This is a genomic window from Burkholderia sp. Bp8984 (genome assembly GCF_003853755.1).
Classification (GTDB): domain Bacteria; phylum Pseudomonadota; class Gammaproteobacteria; order Burkholderiales; family Burkholderiaceae; genus Burkholderia.
In genome coordinates this window covers 1-20842 of sequence record NZ_QTQN01000032.1, presented here as the reverse complement: position 1 = coordinate 20842, position 20842 = coordinate 1, and the positions used below count along the sequence as shown (strand labels likewise).

The 20842-nt window shown below is 67.5% G+C and carries 18 protein-coding genes and 1 pseudogene; 5 read left to right on the top strand and 14 right to left on the bottom strand.

All coding sequences use genetic code 11. The features are described from left to right. The gene (locus DID98_RS27095; protein ID WP_044843955.1) at nt 1–702 is read left to right on the top strand and encodes an aspartate/glutamate racemase family protein; all 702 of its coding nucleotides are present in this window, start codon (nt 1–3) and stop codon (nt 700–702) included. Nucleotides 703–759: 57 nt separating this feature from the next. On the opposite strand, the gene DID98_RS27090 is transcribed toward DID98_RS27095, so the two are convergent. The 4 genes from DID98_RS27090 to DID98_RS27075 form a co-directional block, all read right to left on the bottom strand. Then, nucleotides 760–1125, bottom strand: a complete 366-nt coding sequence (locus tag DID98_RS27090) for a type II toxin-antitoxin system VapC family toxin (RefSeq protein ID WP_124522912.1) — start codon at nt 1123–1125, stop codon at nt 760–762. Further along, nucleotides 1119–1301: a hypothetical protein gene (locus tag DID98_RS27085; RefSeq protein ID WP_124522910.1), complete on the bottom strand. Its 183-nt coding sequence runs from the start codon at nt 1299–1301 to the stop codon at nt 1119–1121. Before DID98_RS27085 ends, DID98_RS27090 begins: the two co-directional genes overlap by 7 nt. Next, nucleotides 1295–1513 (bottom strand): ribbon-helix-helix protein, CopG family, encoded by a 219-nt coding sequence (locus DID98_RS27080; RefSeq protein WP_044843958.1) that lies wholly within the window; start codon nt 1511–1513, stop codon nt 1295–1297. Before DID98_RS27080 ends, DID98_RS27085 begins: the two co-directional genes overlap by 7 nt. Nucleotides 1514–1624: 111 nt before the next feature. Beyond that, a complete protein-coding gene (locus tag DID98_RS27075) occupies nt 1625–2518 on the bottom strand; it encodes a LysR substrate-binding domain-containing protein (RefSeq protein WP_044843959.1) in 894 nt (297 codons plus the stop codon). Nucleotides 2519–2695: 177 nt separating this feature from the next. On the opposite strand from DID98_RS27075, the gene DID98_RS27070 reads away from it, so the two are divergent. Genes DID98_RS27070 through DID98_RS27060 form a run of 3 tightly spaced genes read left to right on the top strand, consistent with a single transcriptional unit; the run spans nt 2696 to nt 5668 of the window. Next, on the top strand, nt 2696–3862 hold the full coding sequence (locus DID98_RS27070) for a branched-chain amino acid ABC transporter substrate-binding protein (protein WP_124522908.1): 1167 nt from the start codon (nt 2696–2698) through the stop codon (nt 3860–3862). A 17-nt stretch (nt 3863–3879) separates the two neighbouring features. Next, nucleotides 3880–4419 (top strand): L-2-amino-thiazoline-4-carboxylic acid hydrolase, encoded by a 540-nt coding sequence (locus tag DID98_RS27065; protein ID WP_044843961.1) that lies wholly within the window; start codon nt 3880–3882, stop codon nt 4417–4419. Next, nucleotides 4412–5668, top strand: a complete 1257-nt coding sequence (locus DID98_RS27060; protein ID WP_124522906.1) for a Zn-dependent hydrolase — start codon at nt 4412–4414, stop codon at nt 5666–5668. Before DID98_RS27065 ends, DID98_RS27060 begins: the two co-directional genes overlap by 8 nt. A 21-nt stretch (nt 5669–5689) precedes the next feature. Here the strand turns inward: DID98_RS27060 and DID98_RS27055 are convergent, their stop codons facing one another. The 10 genes from DID98_RS27055 to DID98_RS27010 all read right to left on the bottom strand — a co-directional run bounded on the left by DID98_RS27055 (nt 5690) and on the right by DID98_RS27010 (nt 19916). Beyond that, the gene (locus tag DID98_RS27055; RefSeq protein ID WP_124522904.1) at nt 5690–6526 is read right to left on the bottom strand and encodes a cytochrome c; all 837 of its coding nucleotides are present in this window, start codon (nt 6524–6526) and stop codon (nt 5690–5692) included. Between the two features lie 301 nt (nt 6527–6827). Then, complete coding sequence (locus DID98_RS27050; protein WP_124522985.1) at nt 6828–8135, bottom strand: hypothetical protein; 1308 nt, start codon at nt 8133–8135, stop codon at nt 6828–6830. Then, the gene (gene glmS / locus DID98_RS27045) at nt 8135–9958 is read right to left on the bottom strand and encodes a glutamine--fructose-6-phosphate transaminase (isomerizing) (RefSeq protein WP_124522902.1); all 1824 of its coding nucleotides are present in this window, start codon (nt 9956–9958) and stop codon (nt 8135–8137) included. Before glmS ends, DID98_RS27050 begins: the two co-directional genes overlap by 1 nt. Before the next feature lie 131 nt (nt 9959–10089). Then, nucleotides 10090–10578 carry a Biofilm PGA synthesis auxiliary protein PgaD gene (locus tag DID98_RS27040; protein ID WP_124522900.1) on the bottom strand — a complete coding sequence of 163 codons (489 nt, stop codon included), beginning with the start codon at nt 10576–10578 and terminating at the stop codon, nt 10090–10092. After that, nucleotides 10556–11827, bottom strand: coding sequence for a poly-beta-1,6-N-acetyl-D-glucosamine synthase (gene pgaC / locus DID98_RS27035; RefSeq protein ID WP_044843967.1), 1272 nt, complete (start codon nt 11825–11827; stop codon nt 10556–10558). Before pgaC ends, DID98_RS27040 begins: the two co-directional genes overlap by 23 nt. Further along, nucleotides 11824–13917, bottom strand: coding sequence for a poly-beta-1,6-N-acetyl-D-glucosamine N-deacetylase PgaB (gene pgaB, locus DID98_RS27030; RefSeq protein ID WP_124488826.1), 2094 nt, complete (start codon nt 13915–13917; stop codon nt 11824–11826). The genes pgaC and pgaB overlap by 4 nt, the downstream gene beginning before the upstream one ends. A 15-nt stretch (nt 13918–13932) precedes the next feature. After that, the gene (pgaA, locus tag DID98_RS27025) at nt 13933–16866 is read right to left on the bottom strand and encodes a poly-beta-1,6 N-acetyl-D-glucosamine export porin PgaA (protein ID WP_124522898.1); all 2934 of its coding nucleotides are present in this window, start codon (nt 16864–16866) and stop codon (nt 13933–13935) included. Nucleotides 16867–16970: 104 nt separating this feature from the next. Beyond that, nucleotides 16971–17729 carry a hypothetical protein gene (locus DID98_RS27020; RefSeq protein ID WP_124488824.1) on the bottom strand — a complete coding sequence of 253 codons (759 nt, stop codon included), beginning with the start codon at nt 17727–17729 and terminating at the stop codon, nt 16971–16973. A gap of 72 nt (nt 17730–17801) precedes the next feature. Beyond that, complete coding sequence (locus DID98_RS27015; RefSeq protein ID WP_044843971.1) at nt 17802–18230, bottom strand: hypothetical protein; 429 nt, start codon at nt 18228–18230, stop codon at nt 17802–17804. 690 nt (nt 18231–18920) lie between these two features. Further along, complete coding sequence (locus tag DID98_RS27010) at nt 18921–19916, bottom strand: LysR substrate-binding domain-containing protein (protein ID WP_124522896.1); 996 nt, start codon at nt 19914–19916, stop codon at nt 18921–18923. Between the two features lie 738 nt (nt 19917–20654). Here DID98_RS27010 and DID98_RS27005 point away from each other — a divergent pair. Further along, nucleotides 20655–20842: pseudogene (locus DID98_RS27005) on the top strand (circularly permuted type 2 ATP-grasp protein); the annotation flags it as partial.

Here is a 20842-nt window from a genome sequence, read left to right as displayed (position 1 = left end):
ATGGCACTCGTCGGCGTACTGGGCGGAATGGGGCCGCTGGCCACGGTCGACTTCATGCATCGCGTGATGCGCCTGACGCGTGCGCGCTGCGACCAGGAGCACTTGCCGATGGTCGTCGCGAACCTGACGCAGACGCCCGATCGTTCGCGCGCGATCATCGACGGCGGGCCCGATCCGCTGCCGGCGCTGCTCGATGGCGTCGCGCTGCTGAACCGCTGCGGTGTCGACGTGATTGCGATCCCGTGCAATTCGGCGCATCACTGGTATGCGCCGCTGCGCGAACGCAGCGCGGCGCCGATCCTGCATATCGTCGATGCGTCGGTGGCCGCGTTGCCGGCCGGCGTGCGGCGCGTCGCCGTGCTCGCCACGGGCGGCACGCTGGTGTCGGGCTTCTACCAGGCGGCGCTGCGTGCGCGCGGCTTCGAACCCGTAATGCCGGACGTGGCCGCGCAGCGCGACATCGCCGCGTGCATCGCGGCGGTCAAGGCGGGGAAGATCGATGCGTCGGTGCGGTGCCTGTCGCGCGCGCTCGCGACGCTGGCGCGACGGGACGTGGGCGTCGCGGTGATGGGCTGCACGGAAATCCCGATCGCCGCGCGGGCGGTGCGCGATGCGCCGTTTGCATTGGTCGACAGCACGAACGAGCTGGCGCGCGCGACGGTCGCCTATGCGGCCGAGCGCGGATGGGGGCGGGCGGTGTGACACGCGGCGACGGCGGGACGCGCGGCTGTCCGCCACGCATGACGGACGCCGCTCGCGCTAGATCGGATACGGCGCGCGGACGCCCGGTTCGGTGACCGGAAAATCCTTCGTGTTGCGCGACACGAGCAACAGGCCGTTCACTTGCGCCGATGCCCAGACGATCGCATCGGGCAGACGAATGCGACGTTCCTTGCGAATCGTTACGGCGCGGTTCGCCACCATGCTGTCGAGCGGGATGATGTCGAACGACGAAAGCCATGCGCGAATCGCCGCATCGTCGCTGGCCGTCGCGCCGACCATGACTTCCATCCAGGTCACGATGCTGATCGCCCGGTAGTCGTAGCGGGCCAGCTCCGCGCGCGCGGACTCCGCGCCGCCGAGATAGTCGATCAGGATGTTGGTATCGAAGAGGGCTCTTACCATTCCGCGCGCAATGCCTCCTGCCAGGCGAGCCCGTCGAGCGCACGCGCTTTCCAGAGACCGAACACGGCGTGGGCATGGGGCGGCCGTTGCTGCACCTGCACGAGGCAGGCCTCGGCCGGAAGCGCGCGGCCCGCATACCCGGCCGCGCTTTGAGTGTCGATGTGTGCTTTTACCATTCCGAACGCAATGCCTCCTGATAGGTGAGCCCGTCGACCGCGCGATCCTTCCACAGGCCGAATACGTGATCGGCATGCGCGCGCTTGTGTTGCGCGATATACGCGTCGATCGCGTCGCGAATGATCGCGGCGCGAGGGCGTTGCTCAGTCTCGACGATGGCGGCCAGTTCGTCGAGCTGGCCATTCGACAGATCGATCAGGATACGGCTCATCGCAACCTCCGATATATGATATGCATATCATATATACGCATGCGGACGTCCGCAAGTCACCGGCTTGCCCGGCAAGCGCGCCGTTGCGCCGGCAGGCGGCGCAACGGCGGCTCAGGCGGCGATCTTCCTCAGCCAGTCGGCGAGCCGTCTCGCCCCGTCCGGCATGTCCGCATCCTCGCGCGTGCACAGGTAGTAGTCGCGCCCGTCGTCGAGCGCGTGGTCGAACAGCTTCACGAGTTCGCCGCTGGCCAGTTCGCGCTCGACCAGCGGCGCGCGCAGCAGCGCCGCGCCGAGATCCGCGCGCGCCGCGCTCAGCGTCAGTTGCCCGTCCTCGAACATCGGCCCCACCGCATGCGACACGTGCCGCACGCCGGCGCCCTGCAGCCAGTTGACCCAGGTGCTGCGATCCTCGTCGTGCACGAGCGGCGCCTGCGCGAGATCGGCCGGCGTGCGGAACGGCCCGTGGCGCTTCAGGAACGACGGGCTGCACATCGGCACCATCGCGCCCGGCAGCAGCCGCTCGCAACGGTAGCCGGGCCAGTCGCCGGTGCCGAAGCGGATCGACAGGTCGGACGCGTCGCTTCGATAGTTGCGGTGATGCGCGTACAGCACGGTCACGTCGACGTCGGTGTTCTCGGCGAGGAACGCATGCAGCCGCGGGATGAACCAGCCGATGCCGAGCAGCGGAATCAGGCTGATCGTGATCTGCCGCAGCGACGACCGGTCGCGCACGAAGCGCGTCGCGCTGCGCAGCACCGAGAACGCGGCGCTGATCGAGCGGTAGTAGTCGCGCCCCTCGTCGGTGAGCGCGAGCAGCCGGCCTTCGCGCACGGTCAGCGGCGTCTGGATGAACGCCTCGAGCAGCTGCAACTGGTGGCTGACCGCGGACGGCGTGATGTCGAGCTCGTGCGCGGCCGCGGTGACCGACCCGAGACGCGCGAATGCCTCGAACGCGCGGACGGCGCGTAACGGCGGATCGTGCGGCAATTGTTCGATATTTTTCATGTGTCGAATTTTATCGAAAAATCAGGGTAAGCGACAATGTAAAAATATCCTTTATTTACAGGCTATTGCGATATTGTGTCGGGAATGGCATAAGCATCCAACAATTGAATATTTGGGGTGAGAGTGCTGAATATTTAATATTTTTCATGTTTTGATTCGAATCCCCGAGCCCCGCACATGAAAATCGCCTTTCTTCCCGCCAGCTTCGCATTCTCCGCGGCCGCGCTGATCGCCGCCGTTCCCGCCTTCGCGCAGTCCGCGCCGCAGACGATCCTGATCGGTCTCGCCGCGCCGCTCACCGGCCCGTCCGCGCGGATCGGCAAGGATCTGCAAAACGGCGCGCAACTCGCGATCGACGACGCGAACGCGAAACATCCGAGCATCGGCGGCAAGCCGGTCGTCTACAAGCTCGTCGCGGCCGACGATCAATCCGACCCGCGCACGGCCGTCGCGGTCGCGCAGCAGCTCGTCGACCAGCACGTGATCGGCGTCGTCGGCCACTGGAACACGGGTTGCAGCGTGCCGGCGTCGCGCGTCTACCGCGATGCGGGCATTGCGCAGATCGCGCCGGCGTCCACCGGCCACCAATACACGCAGCAGGGCTACGCGACGGCGTTCCGCATCATGGGTCACGACGATGCGGGCGGCAATTTCACCGGCGCCTACGCGGTGAAGACGCTGAAGGCGAAGCGCATCGCGGTGATCGACGATCGCACGTCGTTCGGTGCAGGCCTCGCCGACCAGTTCATCAAGGGCGTGCAGGCGAACGGCGGCACGATCGTCGATCGCCAGTACGTGAACGACAAGACGACCGACTTCAGCGGCGTGCTGACCGCGGTCAAGGGCAAGCGCGCGGATCTCGTGTTCTTCGGCGGGCTCGACGCGCAGGCCGCGCCGATCGCGCGCCGGATGCGCCAGCTCGGTGTGAACGCGCCGCTGCTCGGCGCCGGCGGCTTCGTGAGCCAGACCTTCCTGTCGCTCGCGGGCAAGGACGGCGACGGCGTGACGGCGCTCGAACCGGGCCTGCCGCTCGACCGGATGCCGGGCGGCAAGGCGTTCGACGCCGAGTACCGCGCCCGCTTCAACGCGCCGATCGAACTGCATGCGCCGTTCGCGTACGACGCGGCGGCCACGCTGATCGCGGCCGCGCAAAAGGCCGGCACGACGCAGCCGGCGAAGCTGGTCGCGGCCGTGCGCGCGATCGACCGGCCCGGCGTGACCGGCCGGGTCGCGTTCGACGGCGAAGGCAACCTGAAGGACCCGGCATTCACGATCTACCAGGTGCGCGGCGGCAAGTGGACCGTCGTCGACGTGCTCGGCGGCGCGCACCCGGCAACGAAATAACGACGGAGACGAACCCCATGACCGACACCACCCACGCATCCGCGGCGGCACCCGAGGACACGCGCCTCGGCATCCTCGCGCGGCGCCGCATCGAAGCGGAAATCATCAAGCCGATCTACGAGATCATGAAGCGCGAATTCGGCACCGAGCGCGCGCAGGCCGTGATCGCGGAGGCCGTGCGCGGCGCGGCCGTCGACGCGGGCCGCACGTTCGCCGCGCAGGAGCCCGACGGCACGAGCGTGCAGTCGTTCATCGCGCTGCAGGTGCTGTGGGAGAAGGACGATGCGCTCGACGTCGAGGTGCGCCGCGCGGACGACACGCACTACGACTACGACGTGCATCGCTGCAGCTACGCGGAGATGTATCACGCGATGGGGCTCGGCGAGATCGGCCACCTGCTGAGCTGCGCGCGCGACAGCTACTTCATCGAGGGTTACGACCCGCGCATCGCGCTGACGCGCACGAGCACGATCATGCAGGGCGGCAAGCGCTGCGATTTCCGCTATGCGCTGCAGGCGGCGCCGCGCGACGACACCCCGGAGGCCGGCAATGCGTGACGACCTCGCGACCGCACCGCGCGTCGACGGCGCGCGCCTGTGGGCATCGCTCGAACGCATGGCGCAGATCGGGGCGACGCCGAAGGGCGGCGTCTGCCGTCTCGCGCTGACCGACCTCGACCGCGAGTCGCGCGACCTGTTCGTGCAGTGGGCGCGCGATGCCGGCTGCACGGTGCGGGTGGACCGGATGGGCAACGTGTTCGCGCGCCGCGCGGGCCGCAATCCCGACGCCGCGCCGGTGATGACCGGCTCGCACGCCGATTCGCAGCCGACGGGCGGCCGTTACGACGGCATCTACGGCGTGCTCGGCGGCCTCGAGGTCGTGCGCGCGCTGAACGACGCGGGCATCGAGACCGAGCGCCCGATCGACGTCGTGATCTGGACCAACGAAGAAGGTTCGCGCTTCGCGCCGGCGATGATCTCGGCCGGCGTGTTCTCGGGCGTCTATTCGCTCGAATACGGGCTGTCGCGCATCGACGGCGCGGGCAGGACGATCGGCGAGGAACTCGCGCGGATCGGCTACGCGGGCGCCGAACCCGTCGGCGGCTATCCGGTGCATGCCGCGTACGAACTGCATATCGAGCAGGGTGCGATTCTCGAACGCGCGGGCAGGACGATCGGCGTCGTGACGGCCGGGCAGGGGCAGCGCTGGTACGAGGTGACGCTCACGGGCGTCGACGCGCACGCGGGCACGACGCCGATGGAATTCCGGCGCGACACGCTGGTGGGTGCCGCGCGAATGATCGAATTCGTCGATGCGCTCGGCCGCCGCCATGCGCCGCACGCGCGCGCGACGGTCGGGATGATCGAGGCGCGGCCGAATTCGCGCAACACGGTGCCGGGCGGCTGTTTCTTCACGGTCGAGTTTCGCCATCCGGACGATGCGGTGCTCGACGAACTCGACGCGGCGCTGCGTGCGGAACTGGCGCGCGTCGCGGCCGACGCCGGGCTCGGCGCGCAGATCGAGCAGATCTTCACGTACCCGCCGGTGCCGTTCGCGCCGCGCTGCATCGACGCGGTGCGCGATGCGGCGCAGGCGCTCGGGCTGTCGCACATGGACATCGTGTCCGGCGCGGGCCACGACGCGTGCTACGTCGCACGCGTCGCGCCGACCGGCATGATCTTCGTGCCGTGCGTCGACGGGCTGAGCCACAACGAAGCCGAGGCGATCACGCCGGAATGGTCGGCGGCGGGCGCCGACGTGCTGCTGCGTGCGGTGCTGCAAAGCGCGCAGGAACCGGGCGCGTGACGCGCACCTGACGGGCGCGGCTTACTTGCCGGCCTTGCGCCGCGCCATGTACGCGAGGTACGCGACGATCTGGTCGAGTTCCCGGTCGCTCAACTGATCGGGCGGGAACGCCGGCATCGCGCGGCCCGGCCAGTCGCGCACCGCCGCCGGGTTGCGGATGTAGCGGCGCAGCGCGGCCGGCTGGAAGTAGTCGACCGGATTCATCGGTGCGTTCAGGTCGGGGCCGGCCTGGCTGCTGCCCGCGCCGTCGAGGCGGTGGCACGCGAGGCATTGCGTGACGAACAGCCGCTGGCCCGCCCGGGCCGCATCGTTCGCCGGCAACGCCGGATCGACGGCGAGCGACGGCCAGCGCGCGAGCGGCGACGATTGGATCGTGATGCGCACGATCTGATATGGCCACTGCTCGCCGCGCACCGACGACGCGTCCGGCCCGAGCCACACGAGATAGAACGGCCCCGCGCTGACCTGCTTGCCCGGCAGCTTCGGCCACGGGTGCGCGGGGTCCTCGATCGCGAGCCACGCGACGGCGCCGGCCGGCGCACGGCGGCGCGCGAGATCCAGCGGCAGTTGCGCGGCGAAACCGTCGGCCGCGCGCGTTTCGAGCACGCCGTCCGCCGGCAGCGGCGTGTCGCCGAGCAGGGCGGCGAACGGTACCGCGCGGAACGTCATCGGCCGGCCGTACGCGATGTCGCGCGGCACGCGGATGTCCGTCGCGTCGGCGCGCGCGAGCAGCGCCTGGCGCGTCAGGACGCGAGGCGTGCCGTCGGTTTCGAGTTCGAGCGCGCCCTGGGCGGACGCGCGCGTCGCGATCAGGCACACCGTCACCAGCAACAGCGAAAACCACCGGCGCTTCAGCATTCGTTCTCCGTGGGGGCGTTCCGGCGGCGGCAGAAAGGCGAGCGCCGCGGCCGAGGGATGGAATCGGGCGACAGTCTATCCGGTACGGGCGGCGCTGGCGACTTCGGCGCGGGAGCGGGGGCGGCACGAGGAAGCGGGCCCGGCTGCCGCTGCAAGTCCGACTACCGGGCGACTACCGGGCGACTACCGGGCGACTACCGGGCGCGGCCGATGCGCGCGTGGGATCGAACTGCCCGATTCGGGCAAAGGCGCGAACGCCTCGATCGAGCGCGTCGGGCCGGATCGACGTGCCGGGTTGCCGTCAATGCGTCGAACACTGCGCGTCGGCCTTCGGCAACGGCGTTTCCCGCGTCGTGTCGAAATCCGCCTCGCGTGTCCCGGACGGCGTCAGCGACACGAAATGCATCGTCCCGCCGCGTGCCGGGAACCCGGCGACGCCGGTCGAGCCCCACGGAATCGGCGAACGCTGCACGCCGCTCACCGACATGCCCGTCGGCGAAAGCGCCAGGGTCAGCAGCCGCCCGTCGCGGGTCGGCACATAGGCATGCGTGCCGTCGACACCGATCCCGGCCTCGCGCACCGACGCCGGCAGGCAGTCGAGCGTGGCCAGACGACGGCCGTCCGGGTCGATCAGCATCGCGACGCCGCGATTGTCCGCCGTCGTCGTGACGACGACGAAGCGGTCGACCGCCGGCACATACGCGGACGAATAGACGTAGTACTGGATCGTGCCGTTCAGCGGCCCGAGCATGTCGAGTTTCGCCGTGACCGGATCGAACATCGCGTATTCGAGCGTCGCGTCCGTGCTGCCCTCGATGTATTTTTGCCAGACCAGCAGCGCGCGCCGCGGCGAACCCGCGACCACGGGCCACCATTCGCGGCGGTGCGGCGCGACCGGCACATGGTTCACCACGCGTCCTTCGGCATCGTAGGTTTTCACGTAGACGCCGTTGCCGGTGCCGAGGTTGTCGACGCCGCCGCCGTCGATCCAGTCGGCGGAATAGAACACGACGAAGCTTTCGCCCACCGCGGCGACGTGGCCCGAGTGGCCGCCTGCTTCGACGTCGTTCGGGTAGGGCTTGACCGGCTTCAGGTCGCGCCGATAGACGCCGTATCGCTGGCTGACCACCTGCGGCGTGTTCCAGCCGTCCTCGAACGTGACGAAGATGTCGCCGCGCGGGTTCTGCGCGATCGACACGGGCTCCTGCGCTTCCGGGCGGCTGATGAACGTATGGACGCGCAGCAGGCGCGGCTTGCCCGGCAGCCATTCGCCGACGTACACATCATGCGGCCAGTCGCCGTTGCGCAGCGCGCCGCGCGGCACGATGCCCGAGCTGCTGAAGAACACCCAGCGCCGGCCGTCGCCTGCGTCGGCCACGCCGATCCCGTGCATGAAGCGCCGCGGGTCGCCGCGCTCCTGCGGCGACTGAGGTGACGCCGGCGCCTCCACGGTGACGGTGTGCACGACCGGCGCGCCGGCAAACGCGTGCGACGGCGCGGCGAACGCGCAGCACGCGCCGCAGAGCACGGTCGCGACGCGCCACGCGGCGGCGCGCCCGAACGCATGCGGGCGCGCGGTGGCGACTTGGGCCGCGACCGGCCGCCGCATCATTCGACGGTGACCGATTTCGCGAGATTGCGCGGCTTGTCGACGTCGGCGCCGCGCGCGCAGCCGACGTGATACGCGAGCAGCTGCAACGGGATCACGTTGACGATCGGCGACAGCGCGTCGCCCGATTCGCGCACGCGGATCAGGTGCGTGTCGCGGTCGGCGTCGATCTCGAGATGATGGCCGGCGAGCACGTACAGCCGGCCACCGCGCGCGCGCACCTCGGCCATGTTGGACTTCAGCTTCTGGAACAGGCGGTCGTCCGGCGCGATCGTGACGACCGGCATCGCGCTCGTGACGAGCGCGAGCGGGCCATGCTTCAGTTCGCCGGCCGGATAGCCCTCCGCATGGATGTACGACACTTCCTTGAGCTTCAGTGCGCCTTCGAGCGCGATCGGATAGTGAATGCCGCGCCCGAGGAACAGCGCGTTCTCGGTGCGCGCGAACTTCGCGGCCCAGCCCATGATCTGCGTTTCCAGCGCGAGTGCGTGACCGATGCGCTCCGGCAGTTCGTGCAACTGCTTCAGGTGCGTCGCGACCTGCGCGGCGTCGAGCCGGCCGCGCTGCTGCGCGAGCGCGAGCGTCAGCAGGAACAGCGCGACGAGCTGGGTCGTGAACGCCTTGGTCGACGCGACGCCGAGCTCGATGCCGGCGCGTGTCAGGAAGCTGAGCGGCGCGCTGCGCGCGATCGAACTCGTCGCCACGTTGCAGATTGCCATCGACATGTCCTGGCCCATCGCGCGCGCGCGCTCGATCGCGCCGATCGTGTCGGCGGTCTCGCCGGACTGCGAAATGCCGACGACGAGCGTGCGCGGATCGGGCACGGTATCGCGATAGCGGTATTCGCTCGCGATCTCGACCTGCGCCGGGATGCCCGCGATGCCCTCGAGCCAGTATTTCGCGGTCAGGCCCGCGTAGTAGCTGGTGCCGCAGCCGAGCAGCAGCACGCTTCGGGTCTTCGACAGCAGCGCACGCGTGCTGTCGCTGCCGCCGAACAGCGCGGGCGAGACCGTGTCGATGCCGTCGATCGTGGCGGCGATCGCCTTCGGCTGTTCGAAGATCTCCTTCTGCATGAAGTGCTGGTACGGGCCGAGGGCGGCGTCGTCGTCGCGCGCCTTGACGAGGCACAGCGGACGCTGTGCTTCGCTCCCGACCGAGTCGACCACGGCGATCCGCTCCGGCGTGATCAGCGCGACGTCACCGTCTTCCAGGTAGACGAAACGGTCGGTCAGGTCGCCGAGTGCCGCGCAATCGGACGCGAGATAGTTCTGGTCCGCGCCGATGCCGATCACGAGCGGCGAGCCCGCGCGCGCGGCGACGAGCCGCTGCGGCTCGCGCGCGCTCAGCACGGCGATCGCGTACGCGCCGTGCAGCCGCTTGACCGCGCGAATCACCGCGTCGAACAGGTCGTCGCGATACATGCTGTGGATCAGGTGCGCGATCACTTCGGTGTCGGTCTCGCCGCGAAACGTATAGCCGCGCTCCCGCAGTTCGGCGCGCAGCGCATCGTGGTTTTCGATGATGCCGTTGTGCACGACCGCGATCGTGTCGCCCGACATGATCGGGTGCGCGTTCATTTCCGACGGTGCGCCGTGCGTCGCCCAGCGCGTGTGCGCGATGCACGTCTGCGCTTCGAGACCGAGCGTCAGCACGCGGTCCTGCAAGTCTGCCACGCGCCGCAACGTGCGTTCGCTGCGCAGGCAGCCGTCACGCAGCACGGCGATGCCGCACGAATCGTAGCCGCGATATTCGAGCCGGCTCAGTGCATTGACCAGTTGCGGGACCTGATTTTTCAGGCCGCTTGCTCCGACGATTCCGCACATGATTCACCTCGTCTACAGGAAGTTTTTCGGCCGGCGCGCGACGCGCGCCAGGACGATTTCAGGAGCGCCGTCGCGTCATGCGGCGTGCGCCGTGCGTCGTGCGCAGTGCGTTGCGGCACGGCGCCGGTGACCTACTCGCGGGGCTGCGGTCCCGCATGCGCGATCCATTCGATGCCCGAGATCGAGCCGTTCGCGTCGTGCGACGCGACGAGAATGCGCGTCGTGCGCCGCGCGCCGCGCCGGCGGGCGCCCGCGAGCGCGGTCGGCGGCACCGAGCGCATCTTCACGCTGGCCGAGCGCCGCAGCATCTTCGACACGCGCAACCGGTACGCGAGCGGATGCACGACGCGTCCCGCGATCAGCCACGTGACGATCGTGCCGGCGATCAGCGCGATGCTCGTCACGTAGAACACGATCTGCTCGATCGGCATCTCGGCCTCGTTGAACGGCAGCAGGTAGCGGTACGTGTAGATGCAGATCGATGCCCATACTCCTCCGACCAGCGCGGGCCGCACGAGGCGGAACCATGCGACGAGCACGGGCCCGATGACGACGCCGCGCTCGGCGATCATTTCGCGCGGCGCGCGCAGGGAAAGGTCAATAATCGGCGCGTTCTTCATGTTGAATGCCTCGGTCGGGACTGACCCAGACGGCGCGCTTGCCGCGGCCCCGCAGTACGACGGCGGGCAGGGCGACGACGGTGGTGATCATGCTGATCAGCCAGAACGCGACGGGGTACCAGACGGTGTCAAGGAAATACATCAGGAGTTTTTCGTCGTAACGACGATCGATCATGCTGCCGATGATCAGCTGCAGGATGCAGGTCGCGACCAGCAGCATCCCGTGCCAGTGCGGCACCACGGACACATGCCAGTCGGGCGGAAGCGGGTAGACGACGTCGACGAGCGCGAGCAGCAGGATGAACGACATCGAGTAGGCCCACGTGATGCCGATCAGGTACTCGACGAACAGCGGCCACATCATCATCTGGGTCGGCCGCGCGAGCGTGCCCGCGTACTTGATCAGCACCTGGATGCCGCCTTTCGCCCAGCGCAATCGCTGCCGGTAGAGACCCTTCAGCGTCTCGGGCATCAGGATCCAGCTGAGCGCGTGCGGCTCGTACACGACGCGCCAGTCGCGGCACTGCAGCTTCCAGCTGATGTCGATGTCCTCGGTCAGCATGTCCGAGCTCCAGTAGCCGACGTCGGCGAGCGCGGTCTTGCGGAACATCGTGATCACGCCCGACACCGTGAAGATGCGGCCGTACACTTGCTGCGTGCGCTTGATCAGGCCGACGATCGACGAGAATTCGCCGACCTGCATGCGTCCCAGCAGCGACGTGCGCGTGCGGATGCGCGGGTTGCCGGTGACCGCGCCGACGCCCGGGTCGGTCAGGAAGTGCTCGAGCATCCAGCCGATCGCGTCATGCGCGAGCAGCGCATCGCCGTCGATGCAGAGCAGATATTCCGCGTTCGATACCGCCGCCGCGGTGGTGAGCCCGACCGCCTTGCCTTCGTTGCGCGCGTGATGGATGACGAGCAGCCGCGGGATCTCGACGGCCAGTTCGTTGAGGATGTCGCCCGTGCGGTCCCGGCTGCCGTCGTTGACCGCGATGATGTCGTAGTTCGGGTAGTCCATCGCGTTGAGGTGGCGGATCACGCTGCGTGCGTTGGCGGCCTCGTTGAAGCACGGCACGACGATCGAGATCTTCGGGATGCCGCTCGCGGCGATCGTGCGCGTCGACAGCTCGCGGCCTTCCTCGAGCAGGAAATAATGGACGACGCCGCCGATCATCCACAGATACGACATGAAGAACGGATAGTAGAAGACGAAGTCCTGCAGGCGCTGGATGATGCCGTGGGTGGTCATGGCGTCTTGGTCCCCTGTGCATGCTGCATCTGCATCAGCGCGTTGATGGAGGTCGGATCGAGGCGCGACTTCAGCGACATCACGTCGCGCATCGCGTCGAGTTCCGGCTGGCCGTTCAGGAAGTTGTCCGGGTAGTAGCCGAAATTCACGGCGCCCTCGCTGCGCAGTCGTCGCATCTGCGCAAGCAGCGTGCCGGCCGGCACCTGCTTCTGCGCGCGCCAGTCGTACGACTGCAGTTCGAACACGGTGCGCTGCAGCCCGCGCTGCTTGGCGCGGACGGCCCGCACGAGCTGGTCCAGCCAGCCCTCGGGATCCTTCGCCTGCTCCATGTACGGCATCGCCATCAGCGCGACGTAGTCGTAGGTGGCGAGGAAATCGTCGTAGTTCTGCGCGTACCACGCTTCCGATTCGGGCTTGAGCACCGGCAGCGCGTAGATGTTGCGCGCGGTCAGCACGTCGCCCACGTTCTGGTGGGCCAGCACGATCTGTTCGAGCTGGCGGGTCAGGTCGATCAGGTAGCGCGACTTCTGGCGCGTCCAGCGTTTCAACAGGTCGGGATTTTCGCGGATCTTGCCGACGTCGGCCGGCAGCCCCCACTGCGAATAGGTGCGCAGCGCATGCCGGCCCGCATCCTCGTAGTCGTCGAGCACGGCGTCGTCGCTGAACAGGATGCCGCTGAACGACGCGTGCTTGCTGAGATCCTCGTAGATCTGCTGGATCATCAGCCGCGCCTCCGGATCGAACGGGCTCAGCCGGAACACGCGCGTGCCGTTTTCGCGGGCCGGCGCGCCGCCGAATGCGCTGACGGCCTCGAGCCCGCGCTGCTTGTCCGGCGGCGGCCGGAACGCGAGCACCGGCATCCACGCGTACACCTGCACGTTGGAGCGCGTGTTGAGCTGCCACGCGGCGCGCGAGAACAGGTCGGCGCGCATCGGCAGGTGCCGGTTCGGGAAATACACCGCTTCGGCCACGCCCGTGCCTTTCGGATCGGCATACGCCTGCAGGTACACCGATTTCGGCTGCATCCGGTAGATGCGTTCGATCAGCTTGCCGAGATTCGCTTCCTGCCGCGCGGGATCCGGATCGTAGACCTGGTCGAGATCGACCTGCACGGTGCGCTCGGGCACGTCGACGTCGCCGCGGTTGGAGGCCGGCTCGCGCATCGAGCGTTCGAACCCGCCGATGTCGACGTCGTACATCATCAGGATCCGTCTCAGCCGGTCCAGCGGCACGTCCGGCGTATTCGGGCCGGCATCGAGGCTGAACTGGATGTCCATGCCGAGCGACGTCGATATCTGGCGCACGGGCTGGTTTTCCGCGCCGTATGGCCACACCATCGAGCGAGCAACGATGCCCGTGTGTTCGCGGATCTGGCGCACGCACGTCTGCAGGTCGTCGTGCACGCGTGCGTGGAATTCGGCGTCGGTTTCATAGCGTTTCTGGTCTTGCAGGTAGAGGTGCGACGTGGTCGCCGGCAACTCGTTGCCTTGCGGATTCGCGATCGCGCCGTGATGGAGGTTGTGGGTATGGCAACCGAGCTCGACGAGGTCCGACTGGCCGAGCTTCTTCACCTCGTCCCACGACAGGAAGTAGTCGCGCGGCACCTGGACCTTGTCGCTGATGCGGATCGGCACGTTCGGCGGTGCATCGATCCACGCGGTGACGATGCCCATCACGGCCGGATACTTGAAGCGCTCGAGCAGCGGCAGCACTTTCGTGTAGTGGCTGCGAAAGCCGTCGTCGAACGTGAGCAGCACGGAACGCGGCGGCAGCGGCTTGCCGCCGTGCCGGGACGCCTCGATCTGCTTGACCGTGATGGTGTGGTAGTTGTTGGTCTGCAGCCACGAGAAGATCGCGGTCAGCGTGCCGGTATCGACCGCGAACGGATCGACCAGCGCCGACGGGGGCTTGAACGACTCCATCAGGTTGTCGCGCACGTCATGCAGGCAGATGACGCGAAACGTCTTGCCGTCGGCCGGATCGGATGGCGGCAGCAGGTCGATCATCTTGGCGTTCGTCACGCCCGGGAACAGCGAACAGGCGGTGAACGTGCCGAGGCATCCGCACATGAAGGTCCGTCTGGTTTGCATTGCGCGATCTCCTTGCTAGAACGGCAGATTGAGCGACAGGAAGCCGGTTTCGGAGCGCTCGCGCTGGCCGTCGTACGCGTGGCTGCTGACCTCGACGCCATAGCTCAGCGTGATGTCGTGCTTGAACGTCCACGCGTGCTCGAGACGCGCGCTCCACAGCGGGCTGCTGCCGAAGCCGCGCTCGTTGTACACGCCGCCCGACGCCGAGACGCGCTGCTGCAGCGACATGTCGCCCTTCTTCCACAGCGTCAGCTGGTGCATGACGGTCGCCGCGGCCGCATAGTCGCGGCGCGGACTGAAGTAGGGCGCGTCGTTGCGCGTGTTGCTGTCGGTGCCGAGATCCAGCGAGACGTTGACGAGCTGCCTGGCGGACGTGTACACACGCTGCGTGGCGGTTGCCGTGATTTCCTGGTGCAGGTTCGAATCGCTGTAGCGGCTCACGCCGTAGCTCAGCTTCACCTCGCGGCGGTCGTTCTGGCGATACACGACCGAGGCGTTCGCGGAGCGGCCCCAGATATGCGCGGCATACGCCTTCCACGGCAACGAGTTGTCGTTGCTGTCGAGGCCGGCGCTGACCGTCCAGTAGTCGTTCAGCGCGTACGCGATCGACCCGCGGCCGCCGGTTCGGCCGTCCGAGCCGAACGAGCGCGTGACTTCGCCCAGCACGGTGAGCGGCCCGTGCCGGTAGTCGCCGCCGACGCCCGTGCGCGTGCGGCTGACGCTGCCGGAATCGGTTTGCGCATGGCCGAAGAACGTATGCGAGAAGACGCGCCAGTTGTCTCCGAATGGTTGCGAATACACGTAGCTGTCCGACGTGAAGCTGTTGTCGGCCAGCGCGCTGTTGCCGTGCTCGAAGCTCAGGTCGGTCGTGAACACGGGGCTGCGGTATGCCTTGTAGTCGCGCTTGAAGATGCGCACGGCGCCGCTGTCCGGGAACGTGTTGTCGAGGGTCTGCTCGACGTTCTTCGCGGTTGCGTAGTCGTCTGCCGTCAGCGCCGCGCGGCCGAGGCCGGCGAGCATCTCGACGCTGTCCGGGTGGTCGGTCAGCGAGGCGCGATACATCGCGATCGCCTGGCGGGGATGCGACTGGCCGGATACCGCGTCGGCGTGCGCGGCACGGATCTCCGCGTTGAACGGGACCTCCTTCTCGAGCTGTTCCAGCGCGGCGATCCCCTCGTCGGTGTGACCCGTGAAGATCAGGTATTGCGCGCGCAGCCGGTAATAGCGCAGATAGTCGCTTTCTTCCGGACCGACGTTGCGCACTTCGTTGACGGGCGGCAGGGACTTGCCCATGTCGTCGAGCACCTGCTTCGCGTCCGCCGCGCGTGCCTGGTCGACATACGACCAGAACAGCCCTTCGCGAAGTTCGATCGGACGCGTGCGTGCGCCGTACTGGAAGCCGCGGGTCGCACGGTCCGTAGGCGACGCGGTCGCCTGGTTCAGCGCACGCTGGTACACGCCGTTCGCCTTGCCCGGTTCGCTCAGGTACAGGTAGGCGTCGCCGACCGCCGCCAGCGCGTCGATCGAGATCTCCGCATTGGACGGGATCGTCTCGAACGTCTCGACGGCCGGCTTCATGTCGCCGCGCGCCGCGAGGGCGACCGTGCGGTCGCCCGCGAGCGCCGTCCTGACCGGCGCATAGTCGGGCGTGGCCGGCATCCGCTTGTCGAGGTCGTCGGCCGCGCGCAGCGCGTTGTCGATCCCGTCGAAGCGGTCCGGACTCGTCATCGAGCGCGACTTGTCGCGTCCGCCGCGCACCTGCTGGCGTATCGACAGTTCTTCCAGCTGCGCGATGTCGACGGCCGAGAACGCATCGGGCCGTGCCTTCGCTTCCTCGAGCGCCTGGATCGCGCCGCCGCTCGCCGCGAGGCCGAACACGTCGTTGCGCACGGTCGCGACATCGGCGGTACGGAGATTCGGTATCTGGGCATTCGGTGTCTGGACGTCGGGGCCTTGCGATCGCTGGATCGATTCGCCAGGTAGCTGGGCGCCGGGCGTCTGCGAATTCGGTGCCTGCGAGGACGGCGGCTGAGCGCCGGGCGTCTGGGTCACCGGCGCAGGCGAGGTCGGCATGGGGGTGCCGGATGCCTGCGCGGTTTGCGTCGGTGTCGTCGCTGTCGTCGCAGCATTCGGCGATGCGGCGGCAGCGGCCGGTGCGGGCTGGGTCGGCGCGTCCGATGCATGCGCAGCCGGAGCCGATGTATTCGGTGGCGCGGTGTCCGGCGCCTGGGTAAGCGGCATTGGAGCATCCGACGATTGCGCGGCTGGAGCCGATGTATTCGGCGGCGCGGTGTCGGGTGCCTGGGCAAGCGGGATTGAAGCATCCGACGATTGCGCGGCTGGAGCCGATGTGTTCGGCGGCGCGGTGTCGGGTGCCTGGGCAAGCGGGATTGAAGTATCCGACGATTGCGCGGCCGGAGCCGATGTGTTCGGCTGCACGGTGTCGGGTGCCTGGGCAAGCTGGATTGAAGCGTCCGACGATTGCGCGGCTGGCGCTGACATATTCGGCGACGCGATGTCGGGCGCCTGGGCAAGCTGCTGCGTCTGCGCATCCGATGATCGCGCGTCCGGCGCCGGTTCACTCGGCTGCGCCGCGTCCGGCTCCACCACGACCGTGGTCGGCATCGCCTGCGGCTGCGGGTTCGACGCCTGCGCGATCTGCATCGATGCGTCCGATGCCTGCGCGATCGGCGTCGGCGCATGCGGGGGCAGGGCGTCCGGGCCCTGGGCGAGCCGCATCGACGCCTCCGTCGGCTGCATGCCGGGCGGCAGCGCATCCGGCGCGCCGTGGGTGCCTGCGACTTCCCTCGCGCTGCCCGGTTCCGCGTCGCCTTCGGCGGCAAGACAGGAGCCGGACGCGATGAGCAGCAACAGCAAGGGCGCGTGCAGGAGGATCCGCCGGTTGGGCGGAGCGACGGTGGTGCATTGTTGTTGACGATTGTTAGCCACGATGTCTCCTCACTCTGAAACGATCACATCGGTTGCACGCCCGACGACGCGCGTCGCCGGTCGTCGTGCTGCCGGGCAGTGAGGCCCGGCAGCGTCCGGCCGCTTCACAGGCGGTTGCGGATCGCTTGTCCAAGCAGCGCGCGCGATTCGCTGTTCTTCGGGTCGATGGCGAGGGCCCGGCTCGCGTTGTGCTCGACGCAGGTCCATTCGTCGATCCGTGCGCACCAGCGCGCCCTGGCGAGGGCGCGGGCGCCTTCCATCTCGTCGCGCGTGACGCTGGTGGTCTGCATGTGCGTCGTGTCGGCGATATCCGATTGCGGTTGCCGTGTCGGCGTGGGCTCGGGGTGTTGTCTCGTGCGTGCCAGCGCCTGCGAACGCGACGTCCGGTGCGTGTCAGCGGGGCGTGCCGCGCGAGCGCTCGCCGATGCGGCGTGTGCACCGGCCGCGAGCGTCGTGGTCGGCACATGCGCGGGGCGCGGGTGTTTCGCGGCGGGGCGGGCGGTCGGTGGTGGCGGCACGGCCGGGGCGGTCGCGGCCGATCCTGCAGGCATCGCCGACGCAAACGGCGTACCCGGTGCGGAAGGCGTCACCGGCTCGGCCTGCCCGGCCGTCGACGCCGCGCGGGAGGCGTCGGCCGTCGCGGCCACGATGGCCTGGCGATACTTCCCGACGGTGGTGCCGATCAAGCCGGCGATGTCGTGCGTCACGGTTGCATGGCTGCCCCCCACGTCTCGCTCGACGTAGGCGAAGGCGCCGAAGATCGCGGCAAATGCAACGATGCTGAGCGCCGCATTCTTTCCCGGTCCCCAGGAGGGCTTCGGCTGACGGACGGGCGCGCCGTCCGGTCGCTCTGCACGAGTCATTCGATTCTCCTGTCGATGGATTGCAGTGCATGACGCGGGTGCGCGCCCTCGGCGCGCGGATTCGACTGACGTTCACCACCGCAACTGCGTGGTGAGTGCGCCGGTTTCGACCACCGCGAACTGGGTCGCTCCCTGATAGGTCCCTTCGACCCGGTAACTTGCATCGGGCACGCTGAACAGACAGCGCGAACCCGTCGCGTTGAATTCGACGAGGACGCGTCCATGCCGTCGCAGCCGAACCTGCACGTTCGACAGCGGTTGCCCGGTGGCGCCCGATACGAACGACACACCGAGGTTGTACGGCCGGCCATCGGGGGGAAGCGGCGCCGTACCGTCGATTCGCGCGTCGCCGCAGACGTACGAAATCACGTATCGCCCGGAGCCGGTATCGGACGAGGGTGTCGGGGCCTGGTTCGGAGTTTGGGCCGCGGCATGAATGCAGAGCGCGGATACGACAATGCCGAGGAGCCGGCGACCATGCTGTTCAAACGAGGAAGACATTGCAACCTCCATCCGGAATCGCTGGCAATGCACTTATTCCGATTTGAAAATTAGCGACGCTATTTCGTTTTGCGACAACGCTATTGATACACGATGGGTTTCGAACAAACAATCATGTGTGGCCCGAATGGGACAAGCTTTAAAGGTCTTATTTAAATAGGATTGGTAATAATTCGACGAAATGGATCAGCTCTGAACAAAGGCGATATTGCCGAATATGAAATTTGCTCATCGGTAGCGATGACCATTTTGCAAATTTCCGACGTAAGTGGTACCGACGTTTGTACCGAAAAATAACGACTGATAAAAGGAAGACTTTCCTCTTTCATCGAAGCATTACGGTGAATTTCGGAGTGCAGGTCAGGGAATCGAAAGAGGGGATGTGGCCTTATGGATGAAAAATGCTATTGCATGAAAAGAGAAACTTTTAATTTGTTCTGTAACAGGTTATTTCTGTCGTATGAATCGGAAATTTATTCGGGGTCGATGTTTTCGATGTAAATTAAATGCGATTCGGCTCGCAAACGTTTGCCTGTTTTTACGGGTTTAATCGAGGTACGGAACGCATATCGAAGACGGAGCAGGAGCGGAAAATGCTCCGCGATTGCGCACGTCGAATAACCGCGCGCCGGGCGGATTGCATCCGCGCGGCGCGCTGGCGAGTCGGGCGACGAGGGACGGTGAAGGGCGCTACCGGCTGCCGCCGGCGCTGCGGCGCGCGATGCGCATGGCCGGCGCGATCGATTCCTCGGCCGCGCGCGCGCTGTCGGCCGCGGTGCGCGGCCGGTTCATGATGTAGGTCCACAGCTGCTCGGCCGCGAGCCCGCGCTTGCGCGCGGACCGGTACAGGCGAATCTCGAGTTCGGTGATCCAGTCCGCCGAGCCCGCGCGGACGAGCGAGCCCTCCGCGAGTTCCTTCGCCACGCAGCTCTCGGGCAGCCAGCCGATCCCGTGCCCGGCCACGACCATCCCCTTCAGCGCCTCGGACATGTGCGTCTCGAAGCACCGGTGCAGCGCGTACGGTTCGGCCGCGTTCAGCAGCAGCATCTCGACCACGTTCCCGAGGAACGCGCCCGACGAATACGCGAGCAGCGGCAGCGGCGCGTCCGGCGTGCCCGGCAGTTCGAATACCGGTTTGCCGCGCGCGTCGGGCGTCGATACCGGCAGGATCCGTTCGACGCCGAGCGTGACGAACGGGAAGTGGTTCGGATCGAGCACGATCGGCAGTTGCGGATGGTGATAGCCGAGCAGCAGGTCGCATTCACCTTCGACGAGCTGCTGCACGCCTTCGGGCACGTTCACCGCGTTGACGCGCGCGGTCACGTGGCCGACTTCGCCGTTCAGCTGCTTGAGCCATTCGGGGAACAGCGTGAACACGAGCGTATGCGCGACCGCGAAGCGCACCACCTGGTCGCTTGCCGCGAACTGGTCATAGCCGTTCACGAGGTTGCGTGCCGCATACATGCTGCGCAGGATGTCCGCGGCCAGCCCGCGGAACATCTGTCCGGCCGGCGTCAGCGCGATCGGGTTGATGCTGCGGTCGACCAGCTTCGCGTCCATCCACGTTTCGAGCGCGGCGATGCGCCGGCTGAACGCCGACTGCGTGAGGTGCCGATGACGCGCGGCCCGGGAAAAGCTCTTGGTATCCGCAAGGCTCAGGAAATCTTCCAGCCACTTTGCTTCCATGTTGATCTTCGCTGTTTATAGTCGGCGCCGGGAGGAGCGGCACCATTTCACTGAACCGGTTTGGTAGCGTACCGCGCCTCGCGCATGGGGGCCGATGTTTTTTTTCGATCGGTGTCAGTCGAAATATGCATGGGCGTTGTCGGCGGGATTACGGCTGCATAAGTTCGAGGTGCCGGACCCGGCTAACCGGTTAGTTCACCGCGTCGAACTGCCCGACCTGCCGCAGACGGTACTTCCCCCAGGGCCGGCCTCGTGCCGGCCCGCCTTTCCGCCATTCCGCCCGGTAACCGAAGGATGCGGCGCCATTCCCGTCCGCGGTGCAGGACGGGCCGCCGCGACGGGCCGCCGCCGCCGCGGCGCGGTTCGCTGCGATGCGGCAAGACCGGCCGAGGAGGTGGCGGGACGCGGTCGAGTGCACGGCGGCGGGAAGCCGTGCCGGTACGGGCTCGGAGCTGCTGCCGGCGGGCAGCGCGGCAACGGGCAGGCGTGCGGGCAGGGGGAGGTATTGGTGCAGTGCAGCTTGCACAGTCGTGACACGCAGGGGAACTATGTTTCACAGACGCGGCGCAGCAGCGGCCGTGCACGGGCACGGCACGCCGCTGGCGCGTCCCGCGCCGTGCGTCGCACCATCATGGTGCGGCATGCTGCGGGGGCGTGCCGGCCGCGCGACAAAAAGGGGGACCTGAGGGGTTATCGCAAGGCACGTTCCTTGCAAGGCAGTTAGTACGCCGGTCCGGCATGCGCAATGCCGGGGAAAACGATCGATGGAGAAAAAGATCGATGAAGCCATTCGATGAAATGCTGCAATCCGGCGATATGGTGAGGGCGCCCTACGCGCGCCTCAAGCAGTGGCTCGACACGCAGAACCCTGCAAGCCTCGCCCAGAAAGCCCACGACGCGGAAGGCGTGTTCCGCAGGACGGGCAT

What these genes read in the sequence shown, in the direction of transcription:
- DID98_RS27095 (WP_044843955.1), top strand. Translation starts at nt 1, where the DNA reads ATGGCACTCGTCGGCGTACTGGGCGGAATGGGGCCGCTGGCCACGGTC.
- DID98_RS27090 (WP_124522912.1), bottom strand. Translation starts at nt 1,125, where the DNA reads ATGGTAAGAGCCCTCTTCGATACCAACATCCTGATCGACTATCTCGGC.
- DID98_RS27085 (WP_124522910.1), bottom strand. Translation starts at nt 1,301, where the DNA reads ATGGTAAAAGCACACATCGACACTCAAAGCGCGGCCGGGTATGCGGGC.
- DID98_RS27080 (WP_044843958.1), bottom strand. Translation starts at nt 1,513, where the DNA reads ATGAGCCGTATCCTGATCGATCTGTCGAATGGCCAGCTCGACGAACTG.
- DID98_RS27075 (WP_044843959.1), bottom strand. Translation starts at nt 2,518, where the DNA reads ATGAAAAATATCGAACAATTGCCGCACGATCCGCCGTTACGCGCCGTC.
- DID98_RS27070 (WP_124522908.1), top strand. Translation starts at nt 2,696, where the DNA reads ATGAAAATCGCCTTTCTTCCCGCCAGCTTCGCATTCTCCGCGGCCGCG.
- DID98_RS27065 (WP_044843961.1), top strand. Translation starts at nt 3,880, where the DNA reads ATGACCGACACCACCCACGCATCCGCGGCGGCACCCGAGGACACGCGC.
- DID98_RS27060 (WP_124522906.1), top strand. Translation starts at nt 4,412, where the DNA reads ATGCGTGACGACCTCGCGACCGCACCGCGCGTCGACGGCGCGCGCCTG.
- DID98_RS27055 (WP_124522904.1), bottom strand. Translation starts at nt 6,526, where the DNA reads ATGCTGAAGCGCCGGTGGTTTTCGCTGTTGCTGGTGACGGTGTGCCTG.
- DID98_RS27050 (WP_124522985.1), bottom strand. Translation starts at nt 8,135, where the DNA reads ATGCGGCGGCCGGTCGCGGCCCAAGTCGCCACCGCGCGCCCGCATGCG.
- glmS (WP_124522902.1), bottom strand. Translation starts at nt 9,958, where the DNA reads ATGTGCGGAATCGTCGGAGCAAGCGGCCTGAAAAATCAGGTCCCGCAA.
- DID98_RS27040 (WP_124522900.1), bottom strand. Translation starts at nt 10,578, where the DNA reads ATGAAGAACGCGCCGATTATTGACCTTTCCCTGCGCGCGCCGCGCGAA.
- pgaC (WP_044843967.1), bottom strand. Translation starts at nt 11,827, where the DNA reads ATGACCACCCACGGCATCATCCAGCGCCTGCAGGACTTCGTCTTCTAC.
- pgaB (WP_124488826.1), bottom strand. Translation starts at nt 13,917, where the DNA reads ATGCAAACCAGACGGACCTTCATGTGCGGATGCCTCGGCACGTTCACC.
- DID98_RS27020 (WP_124488824.1), bottom strand. Translation starts at nt 17,729, where the DNA reads ATGACTCGTGCAGAGCGACCGGACGGCGCGCCCGTCCGTCAGCCGAAG.
- DID98_RS27015 (WP_044843971.1), bottom strand. Translation starts at nt 18,230, where the DNA reads ATGTCTTCCTCGTTTGAACAGCATGGTCGCCGGCTCCTCGGCATTGTC.
- DID98_RS27010 (WP_124522896.1), bottom strand. Translation starts at nt 19,916, where the DNA reads ATGGAAGCAAAGTGGCTGGAAGATTTCCTGAGCCTTGCGGATACCAAG.